The sequence below is a fragment of the Pseudomonas caspiana genome, from assembly GCF_002158995.1.
GTDB classification, from domain to species: Bacteria; Pseudomonadota; Gammaproteobacteria; order Pseudomonadales; family Pseudomonadaceae; genus Aquipseudomonas; species Aquipseudomonas caspiana.
Genome location: NZ_LOHF01000002.1, coordinates 347,003 through 362,267, shown reverse-complemented (window position 1 = coordinate 362,267; position 15,265 = coordinate 347,003). Strand labels below are relative to the sequence as shown.

General features: G+C 57.9%; 14 protein-coding genes. 6 read left to right on the top strand and 8 right to left on the bottom strand.

Annotated features, from left to right (window positions below):
- The first annotated feature begins 21 nt into the window (after positions 1-21).
- Together AUC60_RS04030 and AUC60_RS04025 are read left to right on the top strand one after the other, a co-directional pair.
- Positions 22-426 carry an antitoxin Xre-like helix-turn-helix domain-containing protein gene (locus AUC60_RS04030; RefSeq protein WP_087264798.1) on the top strand — a complete coding sequence of 135 codons (405 nt, stop codon included), beginning with the start codon at positions 22-24 and terminating at the stop codon, positions 424-426.
- Complete coding sequence (locus AUC60_RS04025; protein ID WP_087264797.1) at positions 426-1,112, top strand: RES family NAD+ phosphorylase; 687 nt, start codon at positions 426-428, stop codon at positions 1,110-1,112. The genes AUC60_RS04030 and AUC60_RS04025 overlap by 1 nt, the downstream gene beginning before the upstream one ends.
- Positions 1,113-1,290: 178 nt before the next feature.
- Here AUC60_RS04025 and AUC60_RS04020 read toward each other — a convergent pair whose 3' ends face one another.
- The gene (locus AUC60_RS04020) at positions 1,291-2,814 is read right to left on the bottom strand and encodes a fumarate hydratase (RefSeq protein WP_087264796.1); all 1,524 of its coding nucleotides are present in this window, start codon (positions 2,812-2,814) and stop codon (positions 1,291-1,293) included.
- A 413-nt stretch (positions 2,815-3,227) separates the two neighbouring features.
- Between AUC60_RS04020 and AUC60_RS04015 the strand changes: the two genes are divergently transcribed.
- Entirely contained in the window at positions 3,228-4,319 is a 1,092-nt protein-coding gene (locus tag AUC60_RS04015; protein ID WP_087264963.1) for a GGDEF domain-containing protein, read from the top strand.
- Positions 4,312-5,250, top strand: a complete 939-nt coding sequence (locus AUC60_RS04010) for an iron-sulfur-binding ferredoxin reductase (protein WP_087264795.1) — start codon at positions 4,312-4,314, stop codon at positions 5,248-5,250. The genes AUC60_RS04015 and AUC60_RS04010 overlap by 8 nt, the downstream gene beginning before the upstream one ends.
- A gap of 227 nt (positions 5,251-5,477) precedes the next feature.
- Here the strand turns inward: AUC60_RS04010 and pyk are convergent, their stop codons facing one another.
- The gene (gene pyk / locus AUC60_RS04005) at positions 5,478-6,929 is read right to left on the bottom strand and encodes a pyruvate kinase (protein WP_087264794.1); all 1,452 of its coding nucleotides are present in this window, start codon (positions 6,927-6,929) and stop codon (positions 5,478-5,480) included.
- A 175-nt stretch (positions 6,930-7,104) separates the two neighbouring features.
- Here pyk and AUC60_RS04000 point away from each other — a divergent pair, with 175 nt between their 5' ends.
- Positions 7,105-7,479, top strand: coding sequence for a tetratricopeptide repeat protein (locus AUC60_RS04000; RefSeq protein WP_087264793.1), 375 nt, complete (start codon positions 7,105-7,107; stop codon positions 7,477-7,479).
- Between the two features lie 234 nt (positions 7,480-7,713).
- Positions 7,714-8,073: a PilZ domain-containing protein gene (locus AUC60_RS03995; RefSeq protein ID WP_087264792.1), complete on the top strand. Its 360-nt coding sequence runs from the start codon at positions 7,714-7,716 to the stop codon at positions 8,071-8,073.
- Between the two features lie 162 nt (positions 8,074-8,235).
- Here the strand turns inward: AUC60_RS03995 and AUC60_RS03990 are convergent, their stop codons facing one another.
- The 6 genes from AUC60_RS03990 to AUC60_RS03965 are packed head-to-tail and all read right to left on the bottom strand — an operon-like array spanning position 8,236 to position 15,114.
- On the bottom strand, positions 8,236-9,579 hold the full coding sequence (locus tag AUC60_RS03990) for a DUF58 domain-containing protein (protein WP_087264791.1): 1,344 nt from the start codon (positions 9,577-9,579) through the stop codon (positions 8,236-8,238).
- On the bottom strand, positions 9,576-10,637 hold the full coding sequence (locus tag AUC60_RS03985; RefSeq protein ID WP_087264790.1) for an AAA family ATPase: 1,062 nt from the start codon (positions 10,635-10,637) through the stop codon (positions 9,576-9,578). Before AUC60_RS03985 ends, AUC60_RS03990 begins: the two co-directional genes overlap by 4 nt.
- Complete coding sequence (locus tag AUC60_RS03980) at positions 10,634-11,854, bottom strand: DUF4350 domain-containing protein (RefSeq protein WP_087264789.1); 1,221 nt, start codon at positions 11,852-11,854, stop codon at positions 10,634-10,636. The genes AUC60_RS03985 and AUC60_RS03980 overlap by 4 nt, the downstream gene beginning before the upstream one ends.
- Positions 11,851-13,425, bottom strand: coding sequence for a DUF4129 domain-containing protein (locus tag AUC60_RS03975; RefSeq protein WP_087264788.1), 1,575 nt, complete (start codon positions 13,423-13,425; stop codon positions 11,851-11,853). The genes AUC60_RS03980 and AUC60_RS03975 overlap by 4 nt, the downstream gene beginning before the upstream one ends.
- Positions 13,412-14,392, bottom strand: coding sequence for a stage II sporulation protein M (locus tag AUC60_RS03970; protein WP_087264962.1), 981 nt, complete (start codon positions 14,390-14,392; stop codon positions 13,412-13,414). The genes AUC60_RS03975 and AUC60_RS03970 overlap by 14 nt, the downstream gene beginning before the upstream one ends.
- A complete protein-coding gene (locus AUC60_RS03965) occupies positions 14,389-15,114 on the bottom strand; it encodes an RDD family protein (RefSeq protein ID WP_087264787.1) in 726 nt (241 codons plus the stop codon). The genes AUC60_RS03970 and AUC60_RS03965 overlap by 4 nt, the downstream gene beginning before the upstream one ends.
- Between the last annotated feature and the right edge of the window lie 151 nt (positions 15,115-15,265).

The window sequence follows — 15,265 nt, the reverse complement described above, 5'->3', positions numbered from 1 at the left end:
CAGATGCAATAGGTGCTTCGCATGTCCGCAGTCCCACAACTCCAGCCGCTCTCTAAAGAACACTGCGTGTCCGGCCTGCGCACTGCGTTGCGTATTCTTGATAAGTGGGATGCGTCCAGTGAACAGGCGTGTCGGATTCTGCGTATCTCCCGCAGCACCTACACGCGTGCCAAGCAGACCGGCTCCGAATGGTCAGTCGGGCTGGACATGGACCAGATGCAGCGAATCAGCTTTGTGCTGAATATTCATGCGGCGTTGCGCACGGTCTTCGATAACCCGGACAACGTCTACGGCTTCCCGTCGATGGATAACGACAATGAGTTCTTCAATGGTCGCAAGCCGCTGGACATCATGGCTCAGGGCGACTTTGTCTCTTTGTATGAAACCTTCCGCCGCGTCGACGCACTTCGGGGTGCACAGTGGTGATGCTCGACAGCCTGCCACTCCTTGCTGAGCAAGAGCAGCGGGCGTATCGATTGGTTAATTCCAGATTTCCGCCCATTGATCTGTTTGACGACGTTGCCGACGCTGCCGAGTTTGAGGGGCTGTACCAGCTACAGGCGCTGACCAATCCTCGGTTGCAGAATGAAATCGGGCGCATCGCGTTGATCCCGGTTGCCGAGATTCCATTTGGTATTCCTGGCTGTTCGTACGCGGTAGGGCCGTTCACCCACGTCAATCCGGCGGGCTCGCGTTTCAGTTCGGGGGATTTCGGAGTGTTGTATCTGGCCGATGTGATGGAAACCGCCATCGCTGAGGTGCGGCATCACCAGAATCACTATTGGTCGAGAGTGGCAGGGCTCAACTATGAGCGTTTCCTGTTTCGTGGCCTGTCTTGCACCTTCAACGAGGGGGCAAATCGAGACGCTACCGGGCTGTCACTTTCAGACCCGATCTACGATCCTGATGATTATTCCCATGCTCGCCAGTTGGGTCACGCCGCCAAGCGGGAAGGGTACCCAGGCCTTCGCTACAACTCCGTTCGCTCGCCGGGCAATCATTGCTGGGCACTGATGACGCCCAGGCACGTGAAGTCGATTGTTCAGACCGCGCATTACGAAATGATCTGGAGTGGGCAGATTACGAGTGTGAGTCGGCTTTCGAAGGCTTGATTGTGTTTATGGCAGCGCGCTGTCGCGCAGTAAAAATTGGACTTGTAGGAGCTGCCGAAGGCTGCGATGGCGGTGCATCAGCATGAATGCTTCGCAGCCTTCGGCAGCTCCTGCAATAGCTCTCAAACTCCAATAAAAAACCCGCATCTCTGCGGGTTTTTTATTGACGCCGACGTGCTTACTGCACTTCCACCGCCAGGCTGTCGCTGATCTTTTTCTGCCAGATCTGCGGGCCGGTGACGTGGACGGATTCGCCCTTGCTGTCCACGGCTACCGTGACAGGCATGTCCTTGACCTCGAACTCGTAGATCGCTTCCATGCCCAGTTCGGCAAAGGCCACGACTTTCGATTTCTTGATCGCCTGCGCCACCAGGTAGGCAGCGCCACCCACGGCCATCAGGTAAACAGCCTTGTAGTCCTTGATCGCTTCGATGGCCGTTGGGCCGCGTTCGGACTTGCCGATCATGCCCAGCAGGCCGGTCTGATCGAGGATCTGCCGGGTGAACTTGTCCATCCGCGTCGCCGTGGTAGGGCCAGCCGGGCCAACCACTTCTTCGCGCACCGGATCAACCGGGCCGACGTAGTAGATGAAGCGACCTTTCAGATCAACCGGCAGGGTTTCACCTTTGTTGAGCATCTCGACCATACGCTTGTGCGCAGCATCGCGACCGGTGAGCATTTTGCCGTTGAGCAGGACGGTTTCGCCCGGCTTCCAGCTCTGCACTTCTTCCGGGGTCAAAGTGTCGAGGTTCACGCGGCGCGCTGACGGGCCGGCTTCCCAGACGATTTCCGGGTAGGCGTCCAGCGGTGGCGCTTCCAGCGAGGCCGGGCCGGAACCATCAAGTACGAAATGCGCGTGACGCGTGGCGGCACAGTTAGGAATCATGCACACCGGCAGCGACGCGGCGTGAGTCGGGTAGTCCATGATTTTCACGTCGAGCACGGTGGTCAGACCGCCCAGGCCCTGGGCGCCGATGCCCAGTTGGTTGACCTTCTCGAATAGCTCCAGACGCATCTCTTCGATACGGTTGGATGGGCCGCGCTTTTTCAGCTCGTGGATGTCGATGGATTCCATCAACACTTCCTTGGCCATGACCGCGGCTTTCTCGGCAGTACCGCCGATACCAATGCCAAGCATGCCCGGCGGGCACCAGCCAGCACCCATGGTTGGCACGGTTTTCAGGACCCAGTCGACGATCGAGTCGGACGGGTTGAGCATCGCCATCTTCGATTTGTTTTCCGAACCACCACCTTTGGCAGCCACGTCCACTTCCACGGTGTTACCCGGGACGATGGAGTAATGGATAACAGCCGGGGTGTTGTCCTTGGTGTTTTTGCGAGCACCTGCCGGGTCGGCCAGGATCGAAGCGCGCAGAACGTTTTCCGGCAGGTTGTATGCGCGGCGCACACCTTCGTTGATCATGTCGTCCAGGCCCATGGTGGCCCCGTCCCAACGCACATCCATGCCGACGCGCACGAATACCGTGACGATGCCGGTGTCCTGACAGATTGGGCGATGACCGGTCGCGCACATGCGCGAGTTGATCAAAATTTGCGCCATCGAATCACGGGCAGCAGGCGACTCTTCGCGCAGATAGGCTTCGTGCATGGCCTGAATGAAATCTACCGGATGGTAGTAGGAGATAAATTGCAGGGCGTCGGCTACGCTCTGAATCAGGTCGTCTTGCTTGATCACGGTCATGTGGGGCGCGCTCCTCTGTTTAGGACGGGAACATTCAAAATTATAGTCTGAGCCATGTTTGATCAGATGATGTCCGATGGCTGCACCAGCGCGGCTGGCTGCGACAAAAAGGCGCGGCAGTATAACCCGCATCCCCGCAGGTCCATCCATCGGTTTTGCGCTTTAGGCATGTTTGCCCGCAGATTGGTTTACCCCCCGGATTTTATAGGTATTGCTGACGCAGACGCCCTCCAGCCTTCGTATTGCGTGGACGCGGGGGCTATTGGTGTCAGTTGCAATTGAACGAGTTTGAACGTATTTATCCTTTTGTCGGCTGGAAACTTTTTGATGCGGGTCTAAGGTTGTTGGCCTGGTGCCACTATGGGAAGGAATCCTTTTTGAGCACGATCAGCCCGCGGGAAATATCCCCAGTCATGCAATCTCTTTTTTTGAAGCGCTTTGGCTTGGCGGCCGCGACGTATCTGGTCGTCATGCTGTTGAGCTGGCTGGCTATCTATGCTGGTGAACTTCACCAGCCCCTTCATGTGGCGGCGATTGGCAGCGTATCTGTGTTGCTCAGTCAACTCGTCGTGCTGGCAATGTTTCTGAGCAAATTCAACCAGCGTTTTACGGATGCGAGCCTGACTGAACTCCAGGTAGTGCTAGCGCTTTGCTGGCTGGCCTGGCTGCTGTCTTGCCTCGATGGTGCCCGAGGTGTGTTTTTGGTCGTGTATGCGCCGATCCTGCTGTTCGGTCTATTCCAGTTGACGCCGATGGTCTTTGCTCGCTGTTCGGCGTTGGTGCTTTTGAGCTTTGTTGGTATTAACGCGTTGGAGTTCTTCAACGGGACAATGCACAAGCCCGGAACTGTGCTTCTGCAAATCAGTGCCCTGTTCGTCATGTTGCTGTGGCTCAGTCTGTTTGCCGGTTATGTGTATGCCCAGCGTCAGCGGATGCGTCAGCGCCGCTACGCCTTGCAGGCTCACCAAGACACGTTGCGCGGGATGATGGCCCAGCTTGAGGAGTTAGCCGCGACCGATGAACTCACCAATCTGTACAATCGGCGCTACTTTTTACGTATGGCGGCCCGGGAAGTGAATCAACTGAGCGGTGACGCTTCCCATGGGCTGGCTTTGATCGATCTTGATCACTTCAAACGCATTAATGACAACCATGGTCACTCAACGGGCGATCAGGTGCTGCAGGCGTTTGCCTCCCACGCTGAAGAGTGTCTGCGTGAAAGTGATGTGCTGGCGCGCTACGGTGGAGAGGAGTTTGTGTTGTTCATACCGCTATGTAACGAGCAACAATTGATCGATTGTTGCGAGCGTGTGCGCGAATCGTTCAGTCGGGTTGAGCTGGCTGCGTTGCCTGGTTTGAACCTGAGTCTCTCGGTGGGTATGACCCTGTTGCAGCAAAGTGACAATCTTGATGACGCCCTGCATCGAGCAGATCAGGCGTTGTATCGCGCCAAGCGTGCAGGGCGTAATTGTTGTGTGGCTGGCTGGGAAAACGTGGATGCCTGAACTGCATGTAGGCGAGCGTCACTGGACGGTCGCAGCAGGAAGTAATTTACTCGATAGCCTTAATCAGGCTGGCGTCAACGTTCCTTACAGCTGCCGGGCGGGGAGTTGTCACGCCTGTCTGGTGCGCTGTATCGAGGGCGAGCCCGCGGATGCGCTTCCGCAGGCGCTTGATGCCGGTAAGCGTCAGCAGGGCTGGCGGCTGGCTTGCCAATGTCGAGTGACGCAGGATTTGAGCGTCCAGGCTTTTGACCCATTGCGTGACGGGACGCCCGCCCGGGTCGCAGCATGTGACTGGCTCAGTCCAACAGTGCTGCGTTTACGGCTTGAACCGGAACGCCCGCTGCGTTATCGCGCTGGTCAGCATCTGGTGCTGTGGACTGACAGCGGCGTGGCCCGGCCTTACTCGCTGGCGAGTGTGCCGGGTGAAGACCGCTTTCTGGAATTTCATATCGATTGTCGTCAATCCGGTGCTTTTGCCGACATAGCCCGGCATTTGCGCATAGATGAGCTCATCGGGCTTGGCGAGTTGCGGGGCGGTGCGTTGCAATATGACCCCGATTGGCAGGAGCGGCCGCTGTTGTTGCTGGCCGCCGGTACCGGGCTAGGCCCATTGTGGGGCGTGCTGCGTGAAGCGTTGCGTCAGGAGCATGAAGGGCCAATCAGGCTCATTCATTTGGCGCGTGATGGTGGCGAGCATTACTTGCGCGCCGAGCTGATGGAGTTGGCGAGTACTCATGACAGTGTTCAGGTGCAGCTGGTGAAGGCTGATGAACTGGATGCAATGCTGGCCGACCTGCGCATGCTGTCGCGCAAGACTATGGCTTTGCTCTGTGGCAACCCGCAAAGCGTCGAGACTTTTGCCAAGCGGCTTTATCTGGCGGGTATCCCGCGCAATCAGGTACTCGCGGATGTGTTTGTGGGGCGCGAGTAAGGCATTCAAACGCAAGATTGCCTGGTGTCCCTGACACTGCACTGTCGCGCAGGACACACGGGACTGTAGGGGGGCAAGAGCATCGCGAGCCCGCGACAGCGGTTTATCAGACAGACCGCCATCGCGGCTTCGCAATGCTCGTGCGCTCTGGGGGGACCTTGGGTCACCGAACACAAAAAAGCCCCGGCTCTTGCGAGTCGGGGCTTTTGTTCACTGCGCGGGCGGTCTTAGACCAGAGGATCGCCGACGTGCAGGATTTTCATGCCGTTGGTGCCACCGATGGTGTGGTAGCTGTCACCCTTGGTGAGGATGACCCAATCGCCTTGCTCAACGAGACCGCGCTTGAGCAGTTCGTCGACCGCAGACTGGCTGACCTGGCCTGGTGGCAGGTTGGCTGGGTCGAACGGCACGGTGTAAACGCCACGGAACATTGCCGCGCGCGCCTGGGTTTCGCGGTGCGGGGAGAACGCGTAAATCGGCACCGAGGAGCGAATGCGCGACATGATCAGCGGGGTGTAGCCGCTTTCAGTCAGGGCAATGATCGCTTTCACGCCAGGGAAGTGGTTGGCGGTGTACATGGCCGCCAGCGCGATGCTTTCGTCACAACGGGTGAACGAGTGACCGATGCGGTGGCTGGAGGTCTTACCTGTCGGGTGCTTTTCAGCGCCGATGCAGATACGGGCCATGGCCTGAACGGCCTCGATCGGGTAAGAACCCGCAGCACTTTCAGCGGACAGCATGACGGCGTCGGTGTAGTCGAGCACGGCGTTGGCCACGTCCGATACTTCAGCGCGTGTCGGCATCGGACTGGAGATCATCGACTCCATCATTTGCGTTGCCACGATCACTGCTTTGTTGTGGCGACGTGCGTGCAGGATGATGCGTTTCTGAACGCCTACCAGCTCTGCGTCACCGATTTCAACGCCCAGGTCGCCACGAGCAACCATAACGGCGTCACTGGCGCGGATCAGCGCGTCCAGCACTTCGTCGTTGGCCACAGCTTCAGCGCGTTCGATCTTCGCCACCAGCCAGGCGGTGCCGCCGGACTCGTCACGCAGTTTACGGGCGTATTCCATATCGGCGGCATCGCGCGGGAAGGAGACGGCCAGATAGTCCAGCTCCATTTCGGCAGCGAGCTTGATGTCCAGCTTGTCTTTTTCAGTCAAAGCCGGAGCGGTGAGGCCGCCGCCGCGACGGTTGATCCCTTTGTGGTCCGACAATGGGCCACCGATCAGCACGGTGCAGTGCAGTTCGTCGGCAGTCTGGGTATCAACGCGCATGACCACGCGACCGTCGTCGAGCAACAGCTCGTCGCCTACGCCGCAATCCTTGACCAGATCCGGGTAGTCGATACCCACGATTTGCTGGTTGCCTTCGGTCAGCGGGTGAACGGTGGAGAAGGTGAATTTATCTCCGACTTTGAGTTCGATTTTCTTGCCGGCAAACTTGGCAATACGAATCTTCGGACCTTGCAGGTCACCCAGCAGTGCGACGAAGCGCCCGTGCTTCGCGGCGATTTCGCGAATGAGTTTGGCGCGTGCCTTGTGCTCATCCGGGGTGCCGTGGGAGAAGTTCAGACGAGCAACGTCCAGACCCGAGAGGATCAGCTGTTCGATGACTTCCGGCGAGTTACTGGCAGGGCCAAGAGTGGCGACGATTTTAGTGCGGCGAACGGTCATGCATAAACTCCTTATATGAAGCGCAGCGAGAGGCTACTACTGTCTTGATCTGTAGTCATGTTTCTTTGCACTGTCGCGATATTTTACGAGCGGGTAAACGTCAGACGATTGGTGTCAAAACCACTTGAAGAAATCTTGTTTCAGGTCGATACATTGCAGAGCACAGGAGAGTCCCATGCGAATCGTGATGATTTTAGTATTGCTGGCAGCCGTCAGTGGCTGCACCCGAATGGCCATGAATTCAAATTTGAACAGCGCCTACCGGTCGTATGATCGTGGTGACTGCGAGGCCGTGATGTTGAGCTTGTCCAAGGTCGATCGCCAAAGCCGATCACGTCGTTACGTTCAGCCAGAAGTGTCAATGCTGCGCGGGCAATGCCTCGAGCGGCAAAAACTGTTCGTCGATGCGGCTCAAACTTATCAGTTCATTATTACTCAGTACCCTTACAGCGAGTACGCGTTCAGGGCGCGGGCCCGCCTGGAGACCCTGGCGCAGTTGGGTCACTATCCCCGTGTCCAGACTGCTCAGGTAACCCCTGTAAAGCGCTGATTACACCCGTTTGGATTCTATGTAACGTTTTTGAGTGGCTATTTGCGACAGCTGGTCTAGTCTTTCGAAAAGCAGACGGACGTACGTGACTTGTGGTGCCTGTAACGGGTCAGAGTCACGTTTCTGCGACGACAAACTCAGATTTGCTCGTATTTACGGTGCCGACACGCAGTGTTGGTTACCTAGGGAGTTTTAGCGCGACCATGCTCAATGGTCACCTATGGCGGCTGATCTATGTTGAAAGAGCGAAGGATCGAACGGCATCAATTGCCTGGCTATCTGCGGGTTTTCAACCGCTATACCAATAAGCAGTTAGGGTGTTTGGGGAACGTATCCGAAACAGGTTTGATGCTAATCAGCGATTTGCCGATGTTGGTGGGTGCCGATTTCCAGCTGCGTCTCCAGGTCCCTTGTGAGCGCGGAATGCCTGTCACGCTTGAAGTGATGGCGACCTGCGTGTGGTGTCATGAGGATGAAACACCGGGTAGCTACGACTCGGGCTTCATACTGACCGAGTCGCCGCCGGAGTACGCGGAGTTGATACGTGCGCTGCGGCACTACTTCAGCTTTTATCCAATGGAGGCGTCGGCCTGAGGATTTCTTGATGCGGTGTGGTCGCAACCACCTCGCTCACGCGAATCCCGTAGGAGCTGCCGAAGGCTGCGAAGCATTTTTTTGACACACTGCCATAGCGGTCTTGGGCAGCTCCTACAGCTCAGTGTTCGCTCCGCGATAGCGGATGTCGGGAAGGAGCCTTCACAATGATCCGGATTTTTTCCAGTTCAGATAACGACTGATCAGCTCCGGCCCCAGTTCTGCCGGGCGTGAATCCAGAACAGGAATGCCGTGGGCGTTCAAGCGATCATGCAGCCCGGCGCGGGCGTTCAAAAAATCGATGGTCCCGCAATACATCAGTGCTTCTTCGTAGGTCTGAACGGACGTGTGCCGCAGGGCGTCCAGTACCTCCTCGCGCAAGCTGACCACTAGGACCTGATGCTGCTGGCTGAGCAGTTTGACCGCCGACAACAGCTCATCCTCATCTTCATCTCGCAGATTGGTGATCAGCACTACCAGCGTCCGGCGCTTTTGACGAGCCAGCAATTGACGCGCGGCAGTGCTGTAATCCGCGTTTTTGCGAGTGCTGTCCAGGTCGTAGACGCTGTTGAGCAGGACATTCAACTGGCGCTGCCCCTTGACCGGCGCAAGGTAGCGATCCTGCTCACCGGCAAAGGTCGACAGCCCCACCGCATCACCTTGGCGTAGTGCTACATGCCCAAGTAGCAACAGGGCATTGAGCGCATGATCAAAGTGGGAAAGTGCGCCGTCCTGACTGCGCATTCGCCGGCCGCAATCGAGCATGAACAGGATTTGCTGGTCAGTTTCTTCCTGGTATTCACGGGCTATGGGCGTCCTGTGACGTGCAGTGGCTTTCCAGTCAATTTGCCGCAAACTGTCGCCTTCACGAAATTCCCGTAGTTGATTGAACTCCATCCCCAAACCGCGGCGCTGTCGCTGGCGAACACCCATTTGGCTGAGCCAGTTCTCAACAGCCTGCAACTGGCCGCCATAGATCCTTGCGAAATCCGGATAGACCCGAGTGCTGCCGGGCAATTCCAGATAACGGCGAGTGCGCCATAGCTTCATCGGGCTGGGCAGTTCGATTTCACACTGCGTAAATTTAAAGAAACCTCGTTGCAGCGGACGCAATCGGTAGCCCATTTGGGTTTGCTCTCCGGGCTGCAGCGTCACGGCCTGAGGCAGATGCCCTGCTTCAAAGCCCGCAGGCAAGTGGTCAAACACCTGCACCGTGATTTCGTTCGGATAATCGTGATTCAGTTGCAGCTGCACATCCGCCCAGCGACCCAATGCCAGACTGCCGCGAATCTGACGCTGCAGGCGAGGGGATGGCGCACGGCTCAGCCGTATTGCATCTGCCAGCGCCAGTATCAACACGGCCAGCAGAAACCCGCAAAACACCGTGCTGACCTCATCGGCTACAGGAATGGCCAGCGCGGACAGAACGCCAAGCAGCAGCGCAATCCCCGCCAGGCCTCCCAGCCAGCCAAGGAGTGCAATCGATGGTTTCGGCATTTGCTTCATAGGCGGGGGGCCGGGACCTGATCGAGCAGTTGCCCGAGGACCTGATCAACCGACAGGCCTTCGATGTCCAGTTCCGGTGCAAGCCTTACCCGATGGCGCAGCACGGCGAGCGCGCAGCCTTTGATGTCGTCGGGAATGACAAATTCGCCCCCGCGTAACAAGGCCCGAGCCCGGCCACCGCGGACCAGCGCAATCGAGGCTCGTGGACCCGCACCCAGTGTCAGGCCAGGCCAGGTACGGGTTGCACGCGCCAGCCGAACCGCATAGTCGAGAACCTGATCGTCCAGCGGCAGCTCACTGGCGATGCGTTGCAGCGCTTGAACTTCACGGGCCTGAAGCACGACGCGCAACGGTTGCACATCAAGCATGTCGGCGCGTGTCGAGCGCGTGACCTGACGAACCATGCTCAGCTCTTCTTCAGCATCGGGGTAGTCCATGCGCAGTTTGAGCATGAAACGGTCCAGCTCTGCTTCGGGCAGAGGGTAGGTGCCTTCTTGCTCGATGGGGTTTTGTGTCGCCAGCACCATGAATGGCTGAGCGATTGGCATTGCCTTGCCTTCCAGGGTCACTTGCCGTTCCTGCATGGCTTCAAGCAACGCGGCCTGGGTCTTGGCCGGAGCGCGGTTGATCTCATCGGCCAGCAGCAGGTTGGTGAAAACCGGACCCTTGCGCAGTTTGAATTGCTCGGTTTGCAGGTCATAGACCGCATGGCCGGTGACGTCGCTAGGCATCAGGTCCGGGGTGAACTGGATACGTGCATGTTCCCCGCCAAAGCAACGGGCCAGCGCCCGTACCAAAAGGGTCTTACCGAGCCCCGGCACCCCTTCGAGCAAGACATGGCCGCCGCCGATCAACGCCGTCAGTACGTCATCAATGACCGCAGCCTGACCAATCACGGCTTTTTGCAGTTCCTTGCGCAGTGCCTGGGCCAACTGACTGGCTCGCTGGCGTTGCTGCGCTTGATTGCTGACGGGGGCCACGGGCGTTGCGGCAGGGTCGATGTTGAACTCGACGACCGGTTCGGAATCGGTAGAGGGTTCGATGGGAAGATCGCTCATAGGGCATTCCTGATGGTTTGCAGGTGGGCAACCTGACGAGTGAAGTCGGAGCCGGACATGCGCTGTGCCGGACGAGGGCGTAAGGCCTGGCTGATGATGCTGGTAGGCTGGCGAGTCAGGCGTGCCAGAACTTGCCATTGATCGGCGACCATAAGTGTTTCAAAACCTGGGTGACGAATGCGGGCCCGGCGCAGGATTTCCGCTTGCAGAGTGCGCAAAAGAGTTTGCTGGCCGCTACGTTGACGCAAAAACTCGGCACTGGCGCGCAGGTGTTCTGTCAGTTGTCGCCGAGCGCCGACAACCGGTGCTGCTACGGGCCCTTGGCGCATGCCTGCCCGCCAGAGTGCGGCACCGATGAGCAGCGTCAGCATCAGCAACAACAGCGGGAAGTGCCGCAGCAGCAGGCTGAACAGATTGTCGTGCTGTGTCTTGATGACCATCGTGACCTCGCTGTCCTGGGTCAGATACCACAGGAGCCAGGCATTGTCGTAATGACCGATGGATCGGGATTTCCACAGATTGCTATCAGTCACTACCGTGATCAAGCCGTCGCCATAGATCAGTTGCAACATGTGTGTTGCGCCAGCGCTGTTTGCCCATGACTGCGCTTGATCTTCAGGGTCTTCCAGATGAAATCTGGGGTCGAAGCCAATGTAGGCCGGCGCTTCTTCATTTTCCAGATACAGGCGGGTCAAATCTGGCCAGGGCAACTTGGGTGCTTTGGGGGCCGGAGTACGTAGCGGGATCACTGGGCTGACCGGGCTGACCGGGCTGACTGGCGAGGAATCCTGAGCCTTGAGGTCTTTGGTGAGCAACTGATGAATTTTTAACCGGTCCAGCAACAAGTCGCCGCTACGACCCTTTTTTTCATCCCAGAGTTGCTCTGCGACGAATAGCACGTGCCCACCGGAGCGCGCCCATCGCAATACTTGATCTGCCTGGGATGGGGTCATGTTTTCGCGATGGTCGAGCAGCAGCAAAGTTTGTGATCCCAGGCTCGCGTCGGGCAACTTGCTGGTCGAGTCGGCGATTTTTACCTCGATGGAGCGACTGCGCAGAAAGCTTTCCGCTGCCAGCCAAGGGTTGGTTCGGGCTTCGGGGGACGGGCCTTGATCGACCGTTTCCTCGTAGCGCTCGAGATTTTTCAGAAGGTAGGTTCCTCCGACGCCCACGACCAGTACCGCCAGAGCGATCAGTAACCAGCTGCGTCGAGTCATGATCGTAGTTCCCGATCAAACAGGCGCCGCCAACCATCGCAAAGTTCCTGCTGCACCTGGGCTGCAGGCAGTTGGTGACCGTACGCGAGGTTTTGCCAGTGCAGCGTCAGTGCGCGGCTGAAGGCGTTAAGATCAGGTCGATCAAGTGTGGCTATTCGTTGCAGCACCTCGCCTTCAGTGTCAGCGTTTTTCAGCGGCAGGCTATAGTCGCTGAGCATACGGCTGAGCAATGCCCGATACAGCAACCCCAACGCTTCACGTGGCTGGCTCGACCAGAGTTGCTCCGCGCTTCCCGCAATGTCGTCAGGCAGGCTTTCAGCGCTGACTTGCAGGCCAAACAATTGTTCAGGTTGGGTGCGCTGTTGGTTCTCACGAGGAGCGCGACGACTGACGAACGCTGCCAGCCATTTCCGGTAGCGCCAGATCACTACGCCGATCAGCGCGATCACGATGCCCCATAGCAAAACCTTGAAGACCTGTGCGGCGACATTGCCGAATTTCATCAGCCATTTGAGCCAGCCGAACAACGTGCTGCCCTTGCCTGCGATTTTCTCCTGCGAAGTGCTTTGATCTTCTGCCAGTCGCCAACCGGAAACGGTTTTGGGATTCTTGAATGGTGGTTGCTGCAGCAGATTTTTGATTTCTTGACGCGCCGCCGTGCTGGTCAGTTCCTGATTGGCCAGGCGCGGACTGTCCGGACCTGCTTCTCCCTCTTGCGACAGTAAAGGAATCGGACAGCTGTAATCCTGCTGCTCGGACCACGCTGTTTGCGCAGGACTGACCAGGGTCAGGCCGAGTCCGACCAGCAATAGATAAGCACTCCCCGTAAGCCGCTGACGCAGTCGACGCAGGACCAGTTCAATATCCCAGGCTTCCAGGACCGTGCGCCGGTTCAGGTAAAGAGTGAAACCGCAGGACACGTAAATCGGTCCCCACACCACCAGAATCAGCGCATAGAAAAAATTGCTCAGGTGCTTCAGCCAGTTCAGTTCGTTGTTCAGGTTGAGCAGCAGCAACCAGTTCCAGTCGAGTTCCACCTGTTTGGGGATCAGTGCGTAAAACAACACGACCATACCGGTCCACAGGCATAACTCCAGAGTGGAGCCCATAGCCATCAGCCAACGGGCGGCGAATTGATCCTTCTGGCTGAGCACGTCAATGCGCAGGCTGAGTGCTTCTGCGCGAAGTTGCTCCAGTTGTTGCACCGGCAAAATGAAGCTACGGCTCAGGCTAAATCGGCGCCAGGTCAGGCTCGCGAAAAGATTCGGGCGTAATGTTTTGAGCCAGCCCTTGAGCGAATCCTTCAGGCTTGGCGCGGGATCGAACAGCGCCTGAGACAGGATCAGCAGCGGCAAGCGTTCATATACGGGCTTGAGCCACCAGAACAGCAAGAAGGCAATGCTCGGATAATTCCAGAGCAACAGGCTGAGCAGGGCGAAGATCGGCAAGGTGACAATGGCCCAACTGGCCATCAACAAGCCTCGATGCTCCTGTGCCAACAATACGCCAAGGTCTATGGCTTCCCAGGGCGTTCGCGGGTGGATTGCGACGCTGGCATCAGTCAGGCGCATGGTGTGTCCTGCCCGCGAAAACCAGATAGGCGATAACCAGTATCCAGAGGGCCGCACCGACGGCGTATTTGATGGTCGGTCGCGGCCAGGTCATGGATGACCAATAGGCTTCTATAAAGGCTGCAATCAACAGTAAGAGGATGACGCCATAAATAAGCTGCACACTGGCTTTTGCCGCCACTCGTAATGCTTCACCACGGCGCAGGGCCCCGGGAGCCAGCAGTGCCCAGCCAAGCTTGAGCCCGGCGGCACCTGCCAGGGCGATGCCGGTGAGTTCGAATGCACCGTGGCCAATAACGAATGACCAGAATGTCTGGCCTGAGCCGATGCCGGTCAGATGTCCGGCGACTGCCCCGATCGTCAGCCCGTTGAAGAACAGGAAGAACAGGCTGCCAAGCCCGAACAGCAGGCCCGTCGCGTAAGTCTGAAAGGCAATGCCGATGTTGTTCATGATGTAGTAGCCGAACATCATCCAGTCAGCGTCGGCGGCGCGCTCCAGTGTCTGGCCGATACGGCTGGACTGCGGATCGTACATGCTCTCCATCTGCGCTACTTGTTCCGGGGCAATGACGCTGTAGATCAGGTCGGGGAAACCGTGCACCAGCAAACCCATGCCGATCAGGCTGCCGAAAAACAGCAGGCTGGCGATGGTGACCAGACGCCATTCTGCACGTACCAGCCGTGGAAAACCCGCCAGCACGAAGCCCAGCAACTGCGCTGCGAACGGATGACGGTGGCGATACAGCTGCTGATGCCCACGCATGGCCAACTGTTGCAGCGGGTCGACCACATGGCTGCTGTAGCCCCTTTCCTGAGCCATGGCCAATTGATTACAGATGCGTCGATAGTCGCGGCTGAAGGTTTCGTTCGAGTCGTCTGGCGTCCGGCCTTTCTCAAGGCGGCCCAGGCGCTCTGCAAATCGCTGCCACTCAGCCTGATGTCGAAGTTCGAAAAGGCTCTGTTTCATGTCGGCCCCAGCAGGCCGCTGGCCACGCTGTTGAGTCGTGGCACTGCCAGAGCAGGGCTGACGTTCAACGGTTCGGCAACAATGGATGCCAATTCCTGTGTGCGCTCGGACGAGAGCTCGGCTTGTCGTTCTGCGAAGCTCAAAATCGCCCGTTGTTCTTCGAGGGTTAGTACGAACGGGGCGATGATTGGCGTTGCTTGAGGCAGTACCGGGCGGCGGGGCGGCTTGTCTTGATAGACCACCAGAGTGCCGGCTGACAGGTCGCCCAGGCGTTTGAATTGCGGATGCTGCAGACAGCTGAGCGCCCCAAGGCTGTAACCGAATGGCAGCATGTCGACGAAGCGCAACAGGTTGCGGATCAGCGAAGCGGTCCAGCCCACCGGGGTCCCATTATCGTGAATCACTCGCAGGCCCATGATCTGTTTGCCGGGTGTGCGACCCTGATTCAGTACTTCAAACAACACCATGTACCACCAGGTCACGAGGAACATCGCGATAGCGCTCAAGCCTGCGCCAAACGATTCGAACAGGCTGAAAATCAGAAAGAGCGCACCGATGATCGCGGCACGAATGCTGAAATCGATGGCGAAGGCCAGTCCACGCGGGACAAGTCCTGCTGGTCGCAAGAGCAGGTCGATACCTTCCGGGGTCTCGACTCGGCTGCGGGTATCCAGCGGCGCGATGGGTGGTGCATTCCTTGGCAAAGCGTGCGGGGATGGCATTGTCGGGAGCGTGACACCTGAGAGCAAAGCCTGATGCTAGGGACTGTTGCAGCGGTAAGCAACCGGACTGTTTCTACATGTGTTGTAAGAAAAGGTTTCTTTATAAGGCCGATATTCCCTGATTCGCCTTTTGCCCTGCTCAAGCCCTACA